Genomic DNA, 19028 nt, shown 5'->3' on the forward strand with positions numbered 1-19028 from the left:
AAGGAACTCGGCAAAATGGCCCTGTAACTTCGGGAGAAGGGGCGCTTCCTTGTAGCAATACAAGAAGCCGCAGTGAAAAGGCCCAGGCGACTGTTTAACAAAAACACATGGCTTTGCTAAATCGAGAGATGACGTATAAGGCCTGACACCTGCCCGGTGCCGGAAGGTTAAGAGGGGATGTTAGTTCAGCAATGGGCGAAGCATTGAATCGAAGCCCCGGTAAACGGCGGCCGTAACTATAACGGTCCTAAGGTAGCGAAATTCCTTGTCGGGTAAGTTCCGACCTGCACGAATGGTGTAACGATCTGGGCGCTGTCTCAGCCGTGAGCTCGGTGAAATTGTAGTCTCGGTGAAGATGCCGAGTACCCGCAACGGGACGGAAAGACCCCATGAACCTTTACTATAGCTTAGCATTGACGCTGGGTAACTCATGTGTAGGATAGGCCGGAGGCTATGAAGCGGTGTCGCTAGGCATCGTGGAGCCAACCTTGAAATACGGCCCTTGAGTTGCTTGGCGCCTAACCTGACCAAAGGGGACAGTGCTTGGTGGGTAGTTTGACTGGGGTGGTCGCCTCCAAAACAGTAACGGAGGCTTTCAAAGGTACCCTCAGTACGCTTGGTAACCGTACGCAGAGCGCAATAGCACAAGGGTGCTTGACTGTGAGGCCTACAAGCCGAGCAGGGTCGAAAGACGGATATAGTGATCCGGTGGTTCCGCATGGAAGGGCCATCGCTCAAAGGATAAAAGGTACTCTGGGGATAACAGGCTGATCTCCCCCAAGAGCTCATATCGACGGGGAGGTTTGGCACCTCGATGTCGGCTCGTCACGTCCTGGGGCTGGAGAAGGTCCCAAGGGTTCGGCTGTTCGCCGATTAAAGTGGCACGCGAGCTGGGTTCAGAACGTCGTGAGACAGTTCGGTCCCTATCTGTTGCGGGCGTTGGAGATTTGCGGGGTTCTGACCTTAGTACGAGAGGACCGGGTTGGACGAGCCGCTGGTGCACCTGTTGTATCGCCAGATGCAGCGCAGGGTAGCTACGCTCGGATGGGATAAGCGCTGAAAGCATCTAAGTGCGAAACCCACCCCAAGATGAGATCTCCCTGTAAGGGCCGTCAGAGACGATGACGTTGATAGGTGGCAGGTGTAAAGGTAGAAATACCACAGCCGAGCCATACTAATTGCCCGGGAGCGTTCCCACCCCGAAAGGGAAAGCGAGCCGGTTCCGAAAGGACCTGCCCGCAGCTTTTTCTCCTTCCACACGCAAAAGCACTCTTTTTTTCCTTCATTGTCATAAAATACGACGCACGGCACCCCCCGTGTAAAAATAATGGTGGCTATGGCTCCGGTGAGCACCTCTTCCCATCCCGAACAGAGAAGTTAAGCCCGGACGCGCCGATGGTACTGGTGTCACAACCGGGAGAGTAGGTGGCCGCCAACCCTATAACCAGCACCCCCGTTAGCAATAGCGGGGGGTGTTGCCGTTTTAAGACCCTCCACCATTTAAGGCATGATCAGCAGGGAAGGGCAGTAAGGTTGAGCAAGTGCGTAGCGGAAGGAACCATGCAGGAACCGCCGTAGGGAGCCATCCTAAATACCACAATATACCTGTACCAGAAGGGAAATGGTACCCCGAATTAAGCTTGCACTATTAGGGGTTTTAACATAAGTCACTCTCAATGAAAGTGCAACAAATTTGGATTGGTAGATAAGGGGGTTTACAAAAAAAGCCCTTGCTTTTAATGCAAGGGCCATGGCGTTGAATTTAGAGTTTTTAAATTTTGAGACAATAGTTTGTAAAGAATTGCTCTACTTATAGATCAGGAATACCGCGGGTTGCTTATGAATGTCTGGTAGTTTCCCTTTCCACTGCTGTATTGTTTTGGTTTGAATATACTCTAGTTCAGGCGAGGTAATATTAGCTGCTATACATAGCTTAGTTTCCGGGTGTAGAGTGTTGAGCAGATCTTCAAGCAGCTTGTTGTTTCTATATGGAGTTTCCATAAAGATCTGCGTTTGATTGCGTTGCTGCATCTCTTTTTCAAGTTGTCTCAAAGCTTGTAAGCGTGGGCTTTTATCGATGGGCAGGTATCCATGGAATGCGAATTGCTGACCATTAAAACCGCTGGCCATCAAACTCAGAAGTATAGCCGAAGGTCCTGCAAATGGCACTACTTTTATAGCTTTCTGGTGCGCATATTTTACAACTTCAGCCCCTGGGTCAGCTATGCCAGGGCAACCGGCTTCTGAAATAATACCTGCATCTATACCTTTATCAACGAGCGGTTTTAAAGCGGCCTGCACCTGAGCAGGCGTAGCATCCTTATCTATCTGCACAAAGCTTAGTTCTTCAATTATCAATTCCGGGCAGATTGTTTTTATATAGCGGCGTGCAGTGCGAAGGTTCTCAACTATAAAATAGCTAAGGTGCACGACAGTATCTTTTACCTGAGGAGAGATGACCTGGCCGGCAGTGCCTTCTGCAAGTATAGTTGGAATTAAATATAAGTTGCCTGTCTTCTTCATGAGGTTAAAATCTAAACTATAGTGGTTGTAGAAACGAAAAAGCTGCCAGTGCTAATGCAGGAGCAGCTTTTGCAAATCGTTGTGGTTATTTATTCTGCGTTTAAAAATGTTGTGACCAGGTCATAAACTTCGTTCGGAGCTTCGGCATGTACCCAATGGCCGGCATCAGGTATTGTTTCTACTTGTACTAATGTAAACAGGTGTTCGATAGAGCCATATACATCTTCCGGCTTAATATATCTTGAGCGCCCCCCTTTTATAAATAGTGTATGTTTCTTGAAAGGCACCTCCGATGTGATTTCCGCTGCTACTTTTTCATAGTTCTTCTCGATCGCATCCAGGTTCATGCGCCAGCCAAACGTATTGTCATCCTTGCGGTAAAGATTCTTCATCAGGAACAGGCGCACCTCGTCTTCCTTTATGCCTTTCGCTAATTGTGCATCAACTTCTCCACGACTGGTAACAGTGCTCAGGTCAACAGACTGTAGGGCATCGATGATCTCGTCGTGGTGGGGCGGGTATGCTTTGGGAGCAATGTCTACTACTATAAGCTTGGTGATACGGGTAGGGTATTTAAGCGCATAATTCATGGCTACTTTTCCACCCATAGAATGACCCATAATAGCTGGCGTCGGAATCTGGAGATCATCTACCAGTTCAAGAACATCAGCTACCATAGCATCATAATCGTGCTGTTCGCTGTGTGGGGAGCGTCCGTGGTTACGAAGATCTATCAAAAAACGTTATAATGCTCTGCTAGGCGTTTTGCTAAAGTCTGCCAATTGTCTAATGTGCCAAATAAACCGTGCAGGATAAGCAGCGGCTGACCATGGCCCATTTCTTTATAGTTTAGTTTCATTAATCTCAGGAATCAGTTAATAGTAAATAGATATCAGTTTATGAGTTTACGGTAGTAGGTAGCTTAAAAGTTAAACCACTCTTATCAGTTTCTCATCAGCTTGCCGCTCTTTTAGTTTACCCAACGGTTGGAGGTTCAGGTTATACTTTGCAAATAGCTGCAACACCTCATCACGACCAGCAGGATCAACGGCTACTAATAAGCCACCGCTGGTTTGCGGGTCGCAGAGCAGGTGCTTCTGATCTGGGGTAAGGTCTGCGAGTTTGTAGCCATAACTGTCGAAGTTGCGGTGTGTGCCGCCAGGTATGGCTTTTTGCGCCAGGTATTCCAACGCCTCCGGTATTACAGGTACTTTATCAAAGTAAACTTCTGCCGTTAAATTGCTGCCTTCACACATTTCTGATAAGTGACCCATCAACCCGAAACCAGTTACATCCGTCATGGCTTTTACTTGGGGCAGTTTGCCTAACTCTGCTCCAATCTTATTCAGCTGCATCATTTGCTGTGGCGCAATATGTACGTGTTCTGCCTTGAGTATCGCTTTTTTCTGGGCGGTGGTAAGAATACCTACCCCGATTGGCTTTGTTAAGTATAGCTCGCAGCCGGCGGTAGCGGTATCGTTTCGTTTCAGGTTCGGGATGTCGAGCATGCCGGTTACTGCCAGGCCGAAAATAGGCTCAGGGCTGTCGATGCTATGGCCGCCGGCTAAGGGAATTCCTGCTTCATGACAGATGCTGCGGCTGCCTTCTATTACACGTTTTGCAACTTCGGGCGCCAGTTTATCTATCGGCCAACCTAATACTGCAATAGCCATTATCGGAGAACCGCCCATCGCATACACATCAGAAATAGCATTGGCAGACGCAATACGACCAAAATCATATGCATCATCCACGATCGGCATAAAAAAGTCGGTAGTACTGATAACAGCGCGGCCCTGGCCAATGTCGTACACGGCGGCATCATCGCGGGAACTGTTTCCTACCAGTAGCTTATCGTTTTCAGGATACGTGATATCGGAATGAAGTATCGCATCTAAAACCTTTGGGGCAATTTTGCAGCCACAGCCGGCTCCATGGCTGTATTGGGTAAGTTTTATAGTTTGTGCTGTTAACTCTTCCATGTTTAAATCAGGTTGTTGGTTTTAGCAAAGGCTAGTATCTGCTGTGCGTTCTCTTCGGGATCTATGGATTGCAGCGGGAGAGTAAGCACCTGCTTTTTAGGATTAAGCTGAAAATGATAGGCTTTGTCGTAATAAGTAAGGGCGATCTCGACCATCTTTTCCATGTCTCCGGTAGCAATGGCGTCCAGTGCTTCCTGCGTAGCCAATCCGCCCAAGCGTTTCTTTATTTTAAGTATAGATGACTCCAATAATGTATTATCGGTGCGGCAATACTCGTTGGCCAGCTTTTGAACACGTAATCTCTTGGGTATATCTATAACTATAGTTGGTCGCTGCTGCATGTTGGTAAAGAATTCGTGAGGCATTTTTATGCGACCTATCGTTACGCCTTCATCTTCAAACCAAACCGCCTGCTGTGGATTTAGTTTTAAAAGTTCAGAGGCAAGCAGATTTTCGAAGTGTTCAGTAGTTGGCTGCGCGGGCATACCTATGCTTCCGAAAGCGGAGCCTTTGTGGTGTGCCAATCCCTCTAAGTCTATAGTTTGCTGGCCTAGTTGCTGCAGGTGAGGCAGGATATCAGTTTTCCCGCTGCCTGTAAAGCCGCTGAGCACAACAATAGGCCAGGGCTTGGCGAACTGCTCCTGTATAAAATGACGATACGCTTTATAGCCGCCCTGCAGCAGGTGAACTTTAAAACCAGCGAAGCTCAGGAGCCAGGCCATGGCACCGCTCCGCATGCCGCCGCGCCAGCAATGCAACAGCACTTCTTTATCAGGAGCAATTTTAGTAGCTTCTTTTACAAACTGAGACATCTTTGGGCCGAACAAATCCAAGCCTAATAACACTGCCGGATCGTGGCCTTGCTTTTTGTAGGATGTACCAACTATAGCCCGCTCTTCATCTGTAAAAATAGGGAAACTTTGCGCTTGTAAAATATGGCCGGCTTCATACTCTTTGGGTGCGCGCGCATCCAGCACAGGCAGCTTTTCAGCTTTCCGCAGAAACTCTTCTATTGTGATGGAGTTTATCAAAGTAGGTTATTTAAGCTGGCGCAGGTATAGTTGTATGGTGTTCTCCAGGCCAAAGTACAGCGCATCACAGATCAGGGCGTGGCCTATACTCACTTCCAGCAGGCCCGGCAGGTTTTCTTTCAGGTACTTCAGGTTGTCCAGGTCAAGGTCATGGCCAGCGTTCAGGCCGATGCCGAATTCCTGTGCTTTGAGAGCTGCTTTTACATAAGGGGCAATGGCTGCTTCGCGGTTGGTGTGATAGTGGCGGGCGTAATCTTCGGTGTATAGTTCTACGCGGTCGGTGCCAACTATAGCTGCGCCTTCAATCATGCTTTCCACCGGATCCACAAAAATAGATGTACGGATTCCAAGCGCTTTCATTTCTCCGATAATATCCGTCAGAAAATCTTGATGCTTTAGCGTATCCCAGCCGGCATTTGATGTGATGGCATCCGGGGCATCGGGCACGAAAGTTACCTGCTCCGGTTTCACATCTTTTACTAGTTTCAGAAAATCAGGAGTCGGGTTGCCTTCTATGTTAAATTCGGTGGTAACGATCGGCTTCAGGTCGTATACATCCTGGTAACGGATATGGCGCTCGTCAGGGCGCGGGTGCACGGTGATGCCCTGCGCTCCGAAACGCTCGCAGTCCTTTGCTGCCTGCACTACATTGGGCCTGTCCCCGCCACGGGCATTCCGAAGCGTGGCTATTTTGTTTATATTTACACTCAGTTTGGTCATGATATTGGGTGGCCGGTTACGCATCCGGCTATAGTTATTATAAACGAGATGACTAAATTAATGGAAATTTAAATAAGATGTTATGCCCGGGCTATTGCCGTAACTGCAAAAGCACCGTAGAAGTAGCATAACTCCTTGTACTGACACATACTATAAATATTAAAAACTATGACCTTAAAAGAAAGAGTAGAAGGCGACATAAAGCAGGCCATGCTGGCAAAAGATAAACCACGTTTACAGGCACTGCGAAGTATAAAATCGCTGATACTGCTGGCCGAAACCGAAAAAGGCGCCGGCGAAGGCTTAACCCAGGATACTGAACTGAAACTACTAACAAAAGCTGCTAAACAGCGCCGCGAATCGGCGGAGGTATACGCACAGCAAAACCGCGAAGACCTGGAGCAGATTGAGCTGGGTGAACTGGCCGTGATAGAAGAATACCTGCCAAAGCAACTGGATGAAGGCGACCTGCGCTCAAGATTGCTGGAAATTATTCAGCGTGTAGGTGCTACGGGGCCTTCGGATCTGGGTCGTGTAATGGGTGTGGCATCTAAAGAACTGGCTGGCCAGGCAGATGGGCGTGCTATTTCTTCGGCAGTAGGTGCGCTGCTGAATAATACCGATTTTTAATCTCCTGTTAAACTATAGAAATAGCATCAATTTATAGTTGGTGCACTATACTGAATATAATTATCTTAGCGCTGCTGCACTGGCTTTACACCGGTGCAGCAGCGCTTTTTAATTTTTAGCTATAGTTTACAGGTATGAGTACCTTCGATTATTTTCTGCTGATCCTGATTTTGTTTGGCGCGTTTATGGGCTACCGCAAAGGCTTGCTGCTGGAGTTGGTGTCTTTGCTGGCGCTGGTACTGGCTATACTTGGCGGGCTCAAATTTCTGAACGCGGCACTGCCTATAGTTCGGGATTTTGTTGGCGACGTGGGGGGAGTACTGCCATACCTGACCTTTATAGTTGTATTTATCGCCATCATACTTATAGTTTACCTGACCGGGTTTATTCTCAAAAAAATCATTGATTTCACCCCCTTCGGTTTCTTCGATAATTTTCTGGGAGCGGTGCTTGGCGCTATTAAATGGTGTTTTGCCATAAGTTTGTTGCTTTACGTTTCCGATATGGCCGGCATCAGCATTACCGATAAAACTGCTTCCGAATCTATAGTTTACCCGGTTGTTCTAAAAGCCACTCCTTACGCCCTGAACATTCTGGGTTATGTGCTGCCGTTCGTGAAGACATTGGTTGAATCTTTGAAGGGGTTTTTCTAACAGTAGAGACAAATTATCTATGATATTAAAACTTCGCCTTATAGTTTGCTCTATCGTTCTGAGTTTACTTGCTGTAACGCTAGCTTTCGGGCAGGTTAAGCCACACCTTACTGCGCGGGTTGATACGACACAGCAAGATGTGAAGTTGGTGTACAAACTAATTGGAGATTATTTCAATTCTAGCCCTGATAGTTTGTACAATAACCCATATTGGAACAAGAACGAAGTAGATTACTTTTATACTCAGAAAAGAGATAATTTTGACCAGGCAGCTTTTTATCTGTTTTATAACATGAACAGTAAGCAGCTATTTACTTATTTTAAGCCTAACATTTTAAGTATAGCTCCTGTTGGAGATAAGTATATATCCCGAATACTGTTGTCCGCAGACACTTTACAGTTGTGGATGAAAGAGCATAAAATGAATCCGCCTTTTATACTTCGATATTATGCGGCAAAGGACGAAGCAGGCAATTGGAAGTTGGAAAATACCTGGTCTAACGAGCTGAAGAAGTGGAGCCAGTATAAAACAAAATGGATTACCTTTCATTATCCCCGCTCATTCGATTTCGACCTGACAAAAGCTGAAAAATCAAATACGTTTATAGATTCAGTGATTGCCACATTAGATATTCCAAATGCTAAGCCATTTGATTTCTATGTGATGTCTTCGGAGGAAGAATTGGGACGGCTCTTTAATATGGATTACTGGCTGGCATACCAAACAGGCTTTGTCAGAAAGAACTATAACCGCGTTTTCTCAGCTTATGGAAGAGAAGATCATTTACATGAGTTTGTTCACATGCTCTACCACCCCGTCAAAAATTATTTTTTGGCAGAAGGCATTGCCACTTACCTGGGTGGCGTAGACGGACGTACACCCTATCAGCAAACCTTGTGGAGCTTGTCGAAGGATCTCTATCAGAATCATCCAAAAACTACATTCAAAGATCTATATGAAAACAAATTTATATATGCCACAAATCAAAGCCCAAGGTATGTAGCCGGGGCTATTGTATACCAACTGGTGCATGATAAAAAGGGTGTGAAAGGTTTTAGGCAATTGGAAGAAAGCGAGAATACGTACGAGTCGTTTATCAAGACTTTTGCAGCCATTATGAACATAAATGAGAAAAAGGTAGAAGCTTTCCTTACAGAATATATTAAAGAGTATCACTTGGTAAAACCAACTATACAAAAGCTATAGGTAGAGTTTATCCTAGCTCCACATTCCCAAATTTCAAAACTTCCATGCTCCTCCTGCTCGATAACTTTGATTCTTTTACCTACAACCTGGTAGATTACTTTGGACAGTTAGGGGTGGAAGCGCATGTGGTGAGAAATGATGTACCGTTGCCGGAAATAAAGAGGCTTCCGCTAAAAGCTATAGTTCTGTCGCCGGGGCCGGGAATACCGAAGAATGCAGGCGTAATGATGGACGTAATACACGAATACCATGCGCGCGTGCCGATGCTGGGCATTTGTTTGGGCCACCAGGCGCTGGGCGAGTTCTTCGGGGCAAAGCTGGAGAAGGGAGAAAAACCAATGCATGGCAAAATCTCTGAAATAACCTGTGAGCCTGACCCGATCTTTAAAAACCTGCCCGAAAAAATGGATGTGGTACGGTACCATTCGCTTGTATTACAGGATATACCGCCAGCTATAGTTCCGCTGGCACATACTGAAAATGGCGAGCTGATGGCGTTTAAACATAACTCGTTGCCACTGTATGCGTTACAGTTTCATCCGGAGGCAGCACTTACTACTTATGGCTTAGAAATGATACGAAATTGGCTGAGTATTGCTAATATTGCAGTATAAATTATATTTTCTGTTTAGTTTACCCCCTATTATGGATCTACAAATCAGGCAAGAAGGCGAGTTTCAGTATATAGATGAAGGCCAGGGAGAAGTGCTGTTATTACTGCACGGACTGTTTGGAGCTCTCAGCAACTGGAAAGGCGTCGTAGATCATTTCTCAAAGAATTACCGCGTGGTTATTCCGCTTATGCCCATTTACGAAATGGCCCTGCATAAAGCTGGTGTGCCAGGCTTAATGAACTTTGTGGAAGACTTTGTAAAGTTTAAAAAACTGAATAACCTTACATTGTTAGGCAATTCGCTGGGTGGCCACGTAGCACTGGTGTATACCTTAAATAACCCAACCAAAGTAAACCGTCTGGTACTTACCGGTAGCTCCGGCTTGTTTGAAGACTCAATGGGCGGCTCGTTTCCAAAACGTGGTAACTATGAGTATGTAAAAGAACGAGTTGCTTATACATTCTATAGCCCGGAAACGGCAACAAAAGAACTGGTAGACGAAGTTTTTAACATCACCAACAGCAATGCCAAGTGCTTGCGCATTATAGCTATAGCTAAATCGGCGCAGCGCCACAACATGGCTAAAGATATTACAAACATTAAAGTGCCTACCCTGTTAATCTGGGGACTGAACGATACTATTACTCCGCCGCTCGTAGCACATGAGTTTAACCGGCTGATGCCAAACTCCGAATTATATTTTATAGATAAATGTGGCCACGCGCCAATGATGGAACATCCGGAGAAGTTTAATAGTATCTTAGAGAAATTTTTAAGTAAAACTACCGTAGAACAAACTACATGATCGCTGAAGAACTCATCAACCAAATGATCCCGCCGCTTAAGCTCTATGATACCGTAGAGAAAGCTTTGCGTTGGATGGATGAGTTCCGTGTTAATGATCTGCCCGTGGTAAGCAACCGCAAATACATGGGCATGGCTACCGAGCTTAGTTTAGTAGACCTCACAGATAGAAACCAAACCCTGAAGGATGTGGAGCTGGAACACCAGGATGTGTATGTGATGCACTTTCAGCATTTTTATGATGTGATGGAGGCCGCTATCAAAAATAAAACGCAGGTAGTGCCGGTACTCGATGAAATGCAGGAGTACATGGGCATTATCACGATAAACGATACACTGGCTGCTTTCGGGCAAATGTCGGCATTGCAGGGGCACGGCAGCATACTGGTACTGAGCATGCCGGAACGTGACTACTCACTGAGCCAGATAAGCCGCCTGATTGAAGAAGAAAACACCAAGATCCTGAGCGCCTATGTTTCGCCGGACGAACTGGATCCTTATAGCATCAAGCTTACACTCAAACTAAACGCGACTGACCTTTCCCGCATTATAGCTACCCTCGAGCGTTTTGAGTACCGTATTACCGCCCAGTTTCATGATAGCAGCACGTTTGATGTTGGCAAAGACCGGCTGGATATGTTATTTAAGTACCTGGACATATAAGCGGTGCTGCGTTCGGGGCTGCTTCTTGGTCTGCTGTTTAGCTGTATAGTTGCAGGTGCATCGCCGTGTATAGTTCCGGTTATAGTTATACAGGATGTACAGCTACAAGGCAACGAAACCACGAAAGACTTTGTACTGCTTCGTGAGCTCACTTTTGCAATCGGTGATTCTGTTGAAACCGCACAGCTCGAAAACCTGCTCGAAGAAAACCAAAAGCGCATCTATAACCTCCGGCTTTTCCATCATGTAAACTATAGCTATACCTGCGATAATGGTCAGGTTGTGGTTACTTACCAGGTACAGGAGCGTTTCTATTTCTATCCCATTCCTATTTTAGATTTTGCTGACCGTAACTTTAATGCCTGGCTCGAGAAAAAAGACCTGCGCCGCATTGATTATGGATTGGTGCTTACACGTCGGAACTTCAGGGGACGTAACGAAGATGTTAGATTGCGGTTGCAGCACGGTTTTAACCGCCGCATAGAACTATCTTACCGGGTACCGTACCTGGCGGGCAGCCGGAACTGGGGGTACGAAGTTAGCGTAGCCGATTACCGAAGCCATACAATAAGCTACGACATCCGTAACAACCGCCAGTATTTTTATGAGCAGGAAGATGGCATGCCGATAAAGCGCACAGGCGTGGGCGCCGCCCTTATTCACAGGCAAAGTGTGCAGCGGCAATCAGCACTCCGGCTTGCATATTACCACGAAGAGGTATCAGATACCATACCGCAGCTCAATCCCGATTATTTTAACACGAACTATACCAACCGAAACTATATCCGGGTGGACCTGACCCGCGTAATAAACCAGCGGAATACGTTTGCATACCCCTTAAGCGGCAGTTACTTTGATATTGGCATAGGCCATGCTTTTTTTCTGAACAATACCGGAACCGGCTTTACCACTGCCCGCGCCAAGTATGTAAACTATAGCGCACTGCCCCGAAAGTTTTATTACAGTGCAGGCGTAGAAGCACAGGCAAGATTGGGCAGCAACTTTGCCGTTACCGATAATACCGCGCTGGGGTACAGGTCGCTGGTGCGGGGTTATGAACTATATGTGGTAGGCGGGCAGCATTACGGACTTTTTAAACAGGGGCTTTCGAAAGAGTTACTGAACCTGAAAAGTATCCGGCTGAATTTTATCCGTAACCCCAAGCTTAATACGATACCCTTAGCCCTGTACCTGAACGCTTTTACAGATGCCGGCTATACTATAGATAACACCTACGAAGCCAGAAACCCTTTAACAAACCGGTTGCTGTTTGGTGGGGGCATTGGGTTACATGTGGTAACATTTTACGATATTGTGCTGCGCGGCGAATATACAGCCAACCGCGAAGGAAACCGTGGCCTATACCTGAACATGGGGTATCCTTTTTAAAACCTGCTTATGAAGATTGCTATACTCGGAAAACCATTCAGCGAGCAAATCGCACCGTTTATTCAGAAATTATTTGATGAGCTGTTGCGGCGCAATACCGATATTATGCTGGTAGAGCACTTCCAGCTATACCTTCAGAATACCCTGAATATACCTAACGACATACCTACGTTTAAACGTGGCGATGACCTGACCGGGGTAGATGTAGTACTGAGTATAGGTGGCGACGGAACCCTTCTGGATACAGTTACTTATGTGGGGGCACAGCAAATTCCGATACTGGGTATTAATACCGGCCGCTTGGGTTTTTTAGCTACCATTTCGCACGACAGTATTAACGTTGCCATTGATGCCCTTTACAAAGGCCATTATACTTTAGACGACCGTTCGCTGATACGTGTGGACTCCGATCAGGAGGTTTTTGATGGCATTAACTTCGGATTAAATGAGTTTAGCGTACTAAAACGTGATAGTTCATCTATGATTGCGGTACATACGTATATTGATGGTGAATATCTGAACTCTTACTGGGCCGATGGATTAGTGGTAGCTACACCTACCGGGTCTACAGGTTACTCGCTAAGCGCCGGAGGTCCGTTAGTACTGCCACAAACCAACAATTTTGTTATTTCACCCGTATGTCCGCACAACCTGAATGTGCGGCCCATGATAGTATCAGACAGGAGCGTGATCTCTTTTGAAGTGGAAGGCCGCAGCAGCAGCTACCTTGCCTCTCTCGATTCCAGGTCGGTGCCCGTTGATATGAATGTTCAGTTAGCAGTACGCAGGGAGAACTTCGTTGCAAGATTAGTTAAGTTACATCATGTTAACTTTTTATCTACGCTTCGCAGTAAGCTCAATTGGGGTATGGATAACAGAAATCTCTTCCAAAAGTGATGCAGATTAAATATATGTAATATTATTTCTTTAATAATACATAATCTTTATTTTTGTCTTTATAACTTGAGGAGAGGTATCTGTAAGTAACAGGCACTCACATAGCATTTATTCATATGAGAAAACTTTGTACCCTTGTTCTGCTGCTTACTATTACCATGACCTTAGTGTCGACAGATGCAGAAGCACAACGCTTTACGCTGAGGAAGCGGTACGCATCTGTTGGAGTGCACCTCGGGGCTATGAACTACTTCGGAGATATTGTACCGGAGCCGGATTTTACCAGCCTTCGCTTTAAATCAACAAGACCCAACATTGGCATCAGTTATACGTATCGGTACTTTCCGCGTATATCGGTGCGTGGTAGTTTTCATTGGGGGCGTATAATCGGGGATGATATAAAAAGTGCTGCTCTTAACGAATCTGAAAACGCAGGCCGTTACAAGCGTAACCTGTCTTTCCGGAACGATATAAAGGAGCTGAGCGCAGTTGCTATAGTTGACCTTTTCGAAAACCGTCAGACGTACCGTCGTCGCCCTGATTTTGTGCCTTACGGATTTGTAGGAGTAGCAGTATTACACCACAACCCTAAAGCATATTATGAAACAGGGTCGCACCCTGGCTTAGTCGGAGACCAGGATATACCGACAGGCTGGTACGAGTTGCAGCCACTGGGTACTGAAGGACAACATGTTGATGGCGCAGATAACCCTGAGCCATATAAACGCGTTCAGGTTTCTATTCCGTTTGGTTTAGGCGTACGTTACAAAGTAGACCGATACTGGGATGTGAGCTTTGAGGTAGGCTGGAGAAAAACATTTACCGATTACCTGGACGATGCAAGTTCTTCTTATGTTGATAAATCTACGTTGTTAAGCTCAGCTAATAACAGCCCTAACAGAGCCGCATCAGCTATTTTCTCTGACCGTAGTGCGGAAGGAGAGTTTGTAAACCAAGTAGTTCCGGACCCGAGCGGAACACCATATAAACACTTAAGCGGGTACGGAACGTCTGCAAACATACGCCGGGGCGACAAAACAGACAAAGACTGGTACATCGTTTCGGGCGTAAACATTAACTATATTTTAACACCAAGAATCAGAAGCCCTAAGTTTAGATAATAGAACACAGTACTGTGCGTTGTTACCTAAACTCTGTTTAGCGAATACATGACTTTACATAGAATCCAACTAGCACTCCTTGTTTGTGTAATGCTGCAAATAGGGAGTGCTTTTTTTAGCACACAAGCGCACGCCCAGTATAAAGTATCTACCAGTGAGATAGGAGTAGGGATTGGTGGTGCCAACTACAAAGGTGAACTTGCCCCGGAATACCGTTTCCTGAATAATCAGCCGGCGCTTACTGTTTTTTACCGCAGAGATCTTACCAACACGTTTACTGCAAGAGGCGGCGTTATGCTTAGCCATCGTATTTTTGATGATAATACCATAGGCGATGGCGTTCAGGACCTGCCGCTCCCAGACTACAGGCAGGCAGAACTACGACTGAGTTTAGCTGAAGTGTCGCTGGTGATGGAGTATAACTTCCTCGATTATTATGACCTTTCGCAAAAGGTAAGATTGTCTCCGTACTTTTTCGCCGGTTTTGCCGGGCTCATCTATAACAAGAAGCTGACTTCCGATAACCCGAGCCTGGACCACCTGAACAAGCCTTTTGATACTGATCTTACAGTAAGCGTGCCTTTTGGCGTAGGTATAAAATATGCGCTGAGCAAGCACTGGAACCTGGGCCTGGAGTTTGGTACCCGCATTCTCTTTAATGATAACATGGATTTTCTGACGGAAGGAGACGGAAAACATGTGGCCAACCCCTACGATAAAGACTGGTACTACTATAACGGCATCAGTATTTCCTACACTTTTTACAGAGCAAATTGCCCGCCACCATACAGACGCCAGCCTGGTATATTAGATTAGCCATTTAATTTTTAATTAAATTATCTTGCTTTTTGTAACTTGCAAGGAAATTGTGGTTAAATGGAGCTTAAGGAGAAAGTAGATATAAACAATTTACCCAGGCACATTGCCGTTATAATGGACGGTAACGGGCGCTGGGCTAAGCAAAGAGGGGGCTTACGCATTTTCGGGCATAAGAATGCTGTTACAGCTGTGCGCGAAACTGTAGAGGCCGCCGCCGAACTTGGCGTTCAGTATCTTACCTTATATGCTTTTTCAACAGAGAACTGGTCCAGGCCAGCCAGTGAAGTATCTGCACTTATGCAGCTATTGGTGACTACCATCCGCAAGGAGGCTGCCACACTAAATAAGAATAACATACGCTTACAAACTATAGGTGATACCCAAAGTCTGCCGGCAAGCTGCCAGCAGGAGCTTAAAGAGGCTATAGAAATGACAAGCGGTAATTCGCGTATGACGTTGGTTCTGGCACTTAGCTATAGTGGCCGCTGGGAGCTAACGCAAGCTATGCGCAAGCTGGCAACAAAAGTAGAGCAAGGCGAGCTGAAGGCCGCAGATATCTCGGAAAGTATGATAGCTGATAGCCTGGGAACGGCTGGTATGCCAGACCCGGAGCTGCTTATACGCACCAGTGGCGAAATGCGCATCAGTAATTTTTTATTGTGGCAGTTAGCTTATACTGAACTATATATAACAGAGTTGCTTTGGCCGGATTTCCGGAAGGAGCATTTATACGAAGCAATTATATCTTACCAACGTCGCGAAAGGCGCTTCGGAAAGACCAGTGAACAACTAATCAAGTAAAATATTAATGACAAGATGCATCTGGGTGCTGTTTTTCCTGCTTCTGGCAGGTACAGCCTCTTCCCAAGTTCTTAACAAAGCTACGCAGACAAACCCTGTTGATTACATGCAGCCGCGCCAGTACAAAATAGGCGGTATCACTGTAAGTGGAGCTAACTTCTTAGACCCTAACGCCCTTATTGGTGTTACAGGCCTGCAGGTTGGTGACGAAATCACAGTTCCGGGCGAAGACATCAGCCAGGCCATCCAGAAACTATGGGCACAAGGCATTATTGGCGATGTGGATGTAAGCATCTCTAAAATAGAAGGCGACCAGATATACCTGGATTTCTTCTTAAAAGAACGACCACGCCTTTCCCGTTTCACTTTCTCCGGAATAAATAAATCGCAGCAGGAAGCTTTGAGCGAAAAGATAAGCCTGCAGCGCGGACGAACCGTAAACGATGCAACCCTGAACAGTACCCGTACAGTTATTAAAAATTACTTTGCGGAGAAGAGCTACCTGAATGCGAAGATCAGCATGACCCAGCGTCCGGATTCACTTCTGCCTAACAGCGTAGTGCTTAACATCAAGATCGATAAAGGAGATAAAGTAAAGATCGGCGAAATTGATATTGTTGGAAACGAAGCTTTTAAAGACAGGAAACTGGAGAAGCAGATGAAGAAGACGAAGGAAAAGAGCATTCGTAATATACTTTCATCTTCAAAATTCCAGCGCTCTGAATACGAGAACGATAAGCAACTACTGCTTGATTTTTATAACTCAGAAGGTTACCGCGATGCGATTATAGTTTCTGACTCTGTATACAGAATAAGCGATGACAGACTGGGCATCAGGATAACAGTAGATGAAGGCAACCGCTACTACTACCGTAACATTACCTGGAAAGGCAACTACCTGTATGATGATGAATACCTGAGTAAAGTGCTGGGTATTCAAAAAGGAGATGTGTACAACCGCCAGGAACTGGACAAGCGCCTTACCTTTAACCCGACAGGGATAGACGTATCAGCACTTTACCAGAACGACGGTTACCTGTTCCAGAACATAGACCCGGTTGAAGTACGTGTGGAAGGCGACTCCATAGACCTGGAAATGCGTGTATATGAAGGCCCGCAGGCAACTATAAAAAATGTAGTAGTTACCGGAAACACCAAAACCAGTGAGCACGTGATCAGAAGAGAACTACGCACGCTGCCTGGCGAAAAGTATAGCCGTGAAGACCTTATCAGAACAAGAAACGAACTGGCCGCTTTAGGTTATTTTGACCCTGAGAACATCGGGTTGCAACCAATCCCGAACCAAGCAGACGGTACAGTAGACATTCATTACTCAGTTGTGGAAAGACCAAACGACCAGATCAGTTTATCAGGTGGTTGGGGTGGACCTATTGGTGCCGTTGGTACAGTTGGTTTAACACTTAACAACTTCTCTACCCGCAAATTCTGGGATCTGGATGAGTGGACGCCTGTGCCTAGTGGTGACGGACAGCGACTGTCTCTGAACCTGCAGGCAAACGGTAAATACTACCAGTCTTACTCGCTGTCGTTTACTGAACCATGGTTAGGTGGCCGCAGACCAAACTCTTTATCGGTAAGTTTATTCAAAACAGTTTACCGTCGTCCGGCTATCATGGAAGAAGAGTCGAAGCTGGATGTGAACGGGGCGTCTGTTACGCTTGGCAGAAGACTGCAGTGGCCTGATAACTATTTCAACATCAGCCACTCGTTATCTTACAGCCGCTATACATTAAATAACTACCAGCAGCTGTTCCGTGATTTTACAGACGGTAACTCAAACAGTATTTCATTTATAAACACACTTTCGCGTTATAGTATAGATAACCCAACGTTCCCGACGCGTGGTTCTCAGCTATCATTAAGCGTAAATTTAACACCGCCTTATTCGTTATTTAAAGAAGACGCCGGCAAGTATGAGTACATAGAATTTAACAAATGGATGTTCGATGCATCGTATTTCATAAACTTGGCAGGGAAATTGGTATTGAATACAAGAGCGCACTTTGGTTTCCTGGGCAAGTATAATTCAGATGCAACTATAGGTCCGTTTGAGCGCTTTAAACTTGGTGGTGCCGGTCTTGGTGGCGGTAACGTGTTTGTTGGTACAGAGTACATCGGTTTACGCGGTTACGAAGATGAGAGCGTGGTAAATGAGAACGACCCTAACCTGTTACAGGCAGGTGGTATAGCGTATAACAAGTTCGTAATAGAGATGCGTCAGCTTATATCGCCTAGCCCGGCTGCAACTATTTATGGTTTAGCGTTTTTAGAGGCAGGTAACAACTTTGGCTCTTACGAGAACTATAATCCGTTTAAATTGTACCGCTCGGTAGGTATAGGTGCCAGAATATTTATGCCGGCGTTTGGCCTGTTAGGCTTTGACTATGGTTGGAGACTGGATGATATACCGGGTCAGCCGGATGCAAAGCCAGGTATGTTCCACTTTATTATTGGCCAGCAGCTGCGCTAATTAAAAAGGAATCAGTATGAGGAAATTTTTGTTCATCTTTTTAGCAGGCTTTTTTCTGACGCATATTTCCAATGCTCAGAAGATTGGGTATATTGATTCGAACTTTATACTTAGTAAAATGCCTGCTTACAATAAAGTGCAGCAGGAGATGGACAACTATGCTGAGACCTGGCAAAAAGAGATTGAGGTATTGCAGCAGCAGGCTGATAAACTAAAGCAGGAATACCGCGTTGAGGAAGTGCTTCTTACCGAAGAAATGAAGAAGAAGCGCCAGGCCGAGATCAGCAAGAAAGAAACAGAAGTGCGGGATTACCAGCGCAAGGTTTTTGGCTACGAAGGCATGATGTTTAAACGCCGCCAGGACCTGATGCGCCCGATACAGGATGAAGTTTTTACAGCTGTTGAGAAAGTATCGAAGGCGAAGCAAATTGCGATCATGTTCGATAAGTCCGGTGACCTGGTCATGATCTACACAAACCCGATACACGACTATACTGAATATGTGCTGGAAGAACTGGGCCTGGCATCAGACAAAGCAAATGCAAAAGGCAAGCAACCTGCCGATGCGCTGAAAGAGAATCCGGATGATCTGCCAACAGTAGGGGAAGAACAACAGGAAGAGCCGAAACCGGCAGCACAACCCAAAAAACCGGCAACCAAAAAGAAGCCTAACAACTAACCTT

At 46.0% G+C, this 19028-nt stretch carries 18 protein-coding genes and 2 rRNA genes (1 of these 20 only partly in view); 15 read left to right on the plus strand and 5 right to left on the minus strand.

All coding sequences use genetic code 11. The features are described 5' to 3' along the window. Positions 1 to 1198: ribosomal RNA gene (locus tag GSQ66_RS15730) — 23S ribosomal RNA — on the plus strand (it extends 1702 nt beyond the left edge of the window). A gap of 128 nt (positions 1199 to 1326) precedes the next feature. Beyond that, positions 1327 to 1438, plus strand: a 5S ribosomal RNA gene (gene rrf / locus GSQ66_RS15740). 368 nt (positions 1439 to 1806) lie between these two features. On the opposite strand, the gene GSQ66_RS15745 is transcribed toward rrf, so the two are convergent. The 5 genes from GSQ66_RS15745 to GSQ66_RS15765 all read right to left on the minus strand — a co-directional run bounded on the left by GSQ66_RS15745 (position 1807) and on the right by GSQ66_RS15765 (position 6256). Continuing rightward, positions 1807 to 2523, minus strand: coding sequence for an SAM-dependent methyltransferase (locus tag GSQ66_RS15745; RefSeq protein WP_162428335.1), 717 nt, complete (start codon positions 2521 to 2523; stop codon positions 1807 to 1809). 89 nt (positions 2524 to 2612) lie between these two features. Beyond that, positions 2613 to 3260: an alpha/beta fold hydrolase gene (locus GSQ66_RS15750; protein WP_238395722.1), complete on the minus strand. Its 648-nt coding sequence runs from the start codon at positions 3258 to 3260 to the stop codon at positions 2613 to 2615. 192 nt (positions 3261 to 3452) lie between these two features. Continuing rightward, positions 3453 to 4505 (minus strand): selenide, water dikinase SelD, encoded by a 1053-nt coding sequence (gene selD, locus GSQ66_RS15755; RefSeq protein ID WP_162428336.1) that lies wholly within the window; start codon positions 4503 to 4505, stop codon positions 3453 to 3455. A gap of 2 nt (positions 4506 to 4507) precedes the next feature. Continuing rightward, the gene (gene mnmH, locus GSQ66_RS15760; protein WP_162428337.1) at positions 4508 to 5536 is read right to left on the minus strand and encodes a tRNA 2-selenouridine(34) synthase MnmH; all 1029 of its coding nucleotides are present in this window, start codon (positions 5534 to 5536) and stop codon (positions 4508 to 4510) included. Between the two features lie 6 nt (positions 5537 to 5542). Continuing rightward, a complete protein-coding gene (locus GSQ66_RS15765) occupies positions 5543 to 6256 on the minus strand; it encodes a pyridoxine 5'-phosphate synthase (RefSeq protein WP_162429106.1) in 714 nt (237 codons plus the stop codon). A gap of 168 nt (positions 6257 to 6424) precedes the next feature. Here GSQ66_RS15765 and GSQ66_RS15770 point away from each other — a divergent pair, with 168 nt between their 5' ends. From GSQ66_RS15770 to GSQ66_RS15830, 13 genes are all read left to right on the plus strand, one after another. Beyond that, positions 6425 to 6886: a GatB/YqeY domain-containing protein gene (locus tag GSQ66_RS15770; RefSeq protein WP_162428338.1), complete on the plus strand. Its 462-nt coding sequence runs from the start codon at positions 6425 to 6427 to the stop codon at positions 6884 to 6886. A 134-nt stretch (positions 6887 to 7020) separates the two neighbouring features. Then, positions 7021 to 7539: a CvpA family protein gene (locus tag GSQ66_RS15775; protein ID WP_162428339.1), complete on the plus strand. Its 519-nt coding sequence runs from the start codon at positions 7021 to 7023 to the stop codon at positions 7537 to 7539. Between the two features lie 19 nt (positions 7540 to 7558). Then, positions 7559 to 8746 carry a hypothetical protein gene (locus GSQ66_RS15780; RefSeq protein ID WP_162428340.1) on the plus strand — a complete coding sequence of 396 codons (1188 nt, stop codon included), beginning with the start codon at positions 7559 to 7561 and terminating at the stop codon, positions 8744 to 8746. A 44-nt stretch (positions 8747 to 8790) separates the two neighbouring features. Further along, positions 8791 to 9360: an anthranilate synthase component II gene (locus GSQ66_RS15785; protein ID WP_162428341.1), complete on the plus strand. Its 570-nt coding sequence runs from the start codon at positions 8791 to 8793 to the stop codon at positions 9358 to 9360. A gap of 31 nt (positions 9361 to 9391) precedes the next feature. Beyond that, complete coding sequence (locus GSQ66_RS15790; protein ID WP_162428342.1) at positions 9392 to 10165, plus strand: alpha/beta fold hydrolase; 774 nt, start codon at positions 9392 to 9394, stop codon at positions 10163 to 10165. Then, entirely contained in the window at positions 10162 to 10827 is a 666-nt protein-coding gene (locus GSQ66_RS15795) for a CBS domain-containing protein (protein ID WP_162428343.1), read from the plus strand. Before GSQ66_RS15790 ends, GSQ66_RS15795 begins: the two co-directional genes overlap by 4 nt. Positions 10828 to 10830: 3 nt before the next feature. Further along, positions 10831 to 12216, plus strand: a complete 1386-nt coding sequence (locus GSQ66_RS15800) for a POTRA domain-containing protein (RefSeq protein WP_238395723.1) — start codon at positions 10831 to 10833, stop codon at positions 12214 to 12216. Between the two features lie 9 nt (positions 12217 to 12225). Further along, entirely contained in the window at positions 12226 to 13113 is an 888-nt protein-coding gene (locus tag GSQ66_RS15805; protein ID WP_162428344.1) for an NAD kinase, read from the plus strand. A 116-nt stretch (positions 13114 to 13229) separates the two neighbouring features. Continuing rightward, complete coding sequence (locus GSQ66_RS15810; protein ID WP_162428345.1) at positions 13230 to 14234, plus strand: DUF6089 family protein; 1005 nt, start codon at positions 13230 to 13232, stop codon at positions 14232 to 14234. Between the two features lie 48 nt (positions 14235 to 14282). Next, entirely contained in the window at positions 14283 to 15050 is a 768-nt protein-coding gene (gene porG / locus GSQ66_RS15815) for a type IX secretion system protein PorG (RefSeq protein ID WP_162428346.1), read from the plus strand. Positions 15051 to 15110: 60 nt separating this feature from the next. Next, positions 15111 to 15854, plus strand: a complete 744-nt coding sequence (locus GSQ66_RS15820) for an isoprenyl transferase (protein WP_162428347.1) — start codon at positions 15111 to 15113, stop codon at positions 15852 to 15854. 7 nt (positions 15855 to 15861) lie between these two features. Then, on the plus strand, positions 15862 to 18345 hold the full coding sequence (gene bamA, locus GSQ66_RS15825) for an outer membrane protein assembly factor BamA (RefSeq protein WP_162428348.1): 2484 nt from the start codon (positions 15862 to 15864) through the stop codon (positions 18343 to 18345). 16 nt (positions 18346 to 18361) lie between these two features. After that, complete coding sequence (locus tag GSQ66_RS15830; RefSeq protein ID WP_162428349.1) at positions 18362 to 19024, plus strand: OmpH family outer membrane protein; 663 nt, start codon at positions 18362 to 18364, stop codon at positions 19022 to 19024. Positions 19025 to 19028 lie beyond the last annotated feature (4 nt).

The organism is Pontibacter pudoricolor, from assembly GCF_010092985.1.
GTDB classification, from domain to species: Bacteria; Bacteroidota; Bacteroidia; order Cytophagales; family Hymenobacteraceae; genus Pontibacter; species Pontibacter pudoricolor.

What these genes read in the sequence shown, in the direction of transcription:
- GSQ66_RS15745 (WP_162428335.1), bottom strand. Translation starts at nt 2,523, where the DNA reads ATGAAGAAGACAGGCAACTTATATTTAATTCCAACTATACTTGCAGAA.
- selD (WP_162428336.1), bottom strand. Translation starts at nt 4,505, where the DNA reads ATGGAAGAGTTAACAGCACAAACTATAAAACTTACCCAATACAGCCAT.
- GSQ66_RS15765 (WP_162429106.1), bottom strand. Translation starts at nt 6,256, where the DNA reads ATGACCAAACTGAGTGTAAATATAAACAAAATAGCCACGCTTCGGAAT.
- GSQ66_RS15770 (WP_162428338.1), top strand. Translation starts at nt 6,425, where the DNA reads ATGACCTTAAAAGAAAGAGTAGAAGGCGACATAAAGCAGGCCATGCTG.
- GSQ66_RS15775 (WP_162428339.1), top strand. Translation starts at nt 7,021, where the DNA reads ATGAGTACCTTCGATTATTTTCTGCTGATCCTGATTTTGTTTGGCGCG.
- GSQ66_RS15780 (WP_162428340.1), top strand. Translation starts at nt 7,559, where the DNA reads ATGATATTAAAACTTCGCCTTATAGTTTGCTCTATCGTTCTGAGTTTA.
- GSQ66_RS15785 (WP_162428341.1), top strand. Translation starts at nt 8,791, where the DNA reads ATGCTCCTCCTGCTCGATAACTTTGATTCTTTTACCTACAACCTGGTA.
- GSQ66_RS15790 (WP_162428342.1), top strand. Translation starts at nt 9,392, where the DNA reads ATGGATCTACAAATCAGGCAAGAAGGCGAGTTTCAGTATATAGATGAA.
- GSQ66_RS15795 (WP_162428343.1), top strand. Translation starts at nt 10,162, where the DNA reads ATGATCGCTGAAGAACTCATCAACCAAATGATCCCGCCGCTTAAGCTC.
- GSQ66_RS15805 (WP_162428344.1), top strand. Translation starts at nt 12,226, where the DNA reads ATGAAGATTGCTATACTCGGAAAACCATTCAGCGAGCAAATCGCACCG.
- GSQ66_RS15810 (WP_162428345.1), top strand. Translation starts at nt 13,230, where the DNA reads ATGAGAAAACTTTGTACCCTTGTTCTGCTGCTTACTATTACCATGACC.
- porG (WP_162428346.1), top strand. Translation starts at nt 14,283, where the DNA reads ATGACTTTACATAGAATCCAACTAGCACTCCTTGTTTGTGTAATGCTG.
- GSQ66_RS15820 (WP_162428347.1), top strand. Translation starts at nt 15,111, where the DNA reads ATGGAGCTTAAGGAGAAAGTAGATATAAACAATTTACCCAGGCACATT.
- bamA (WP_162428348.1), top strand. Translation starts at nt 15,862, where the DNA reads ATGACAAGATGCATCTGGGTGCTGTTTTTCCTGCTTCTGGCAGGTACA.
- GSQ66_RS15830 (WP_162428349.1), top strand. Translation starts at nt 18,362, where the DNA reads ATGAGGAAATTTTTGTTCATCTTTTTAGCAGGCTTTTTTCTGACGCAT.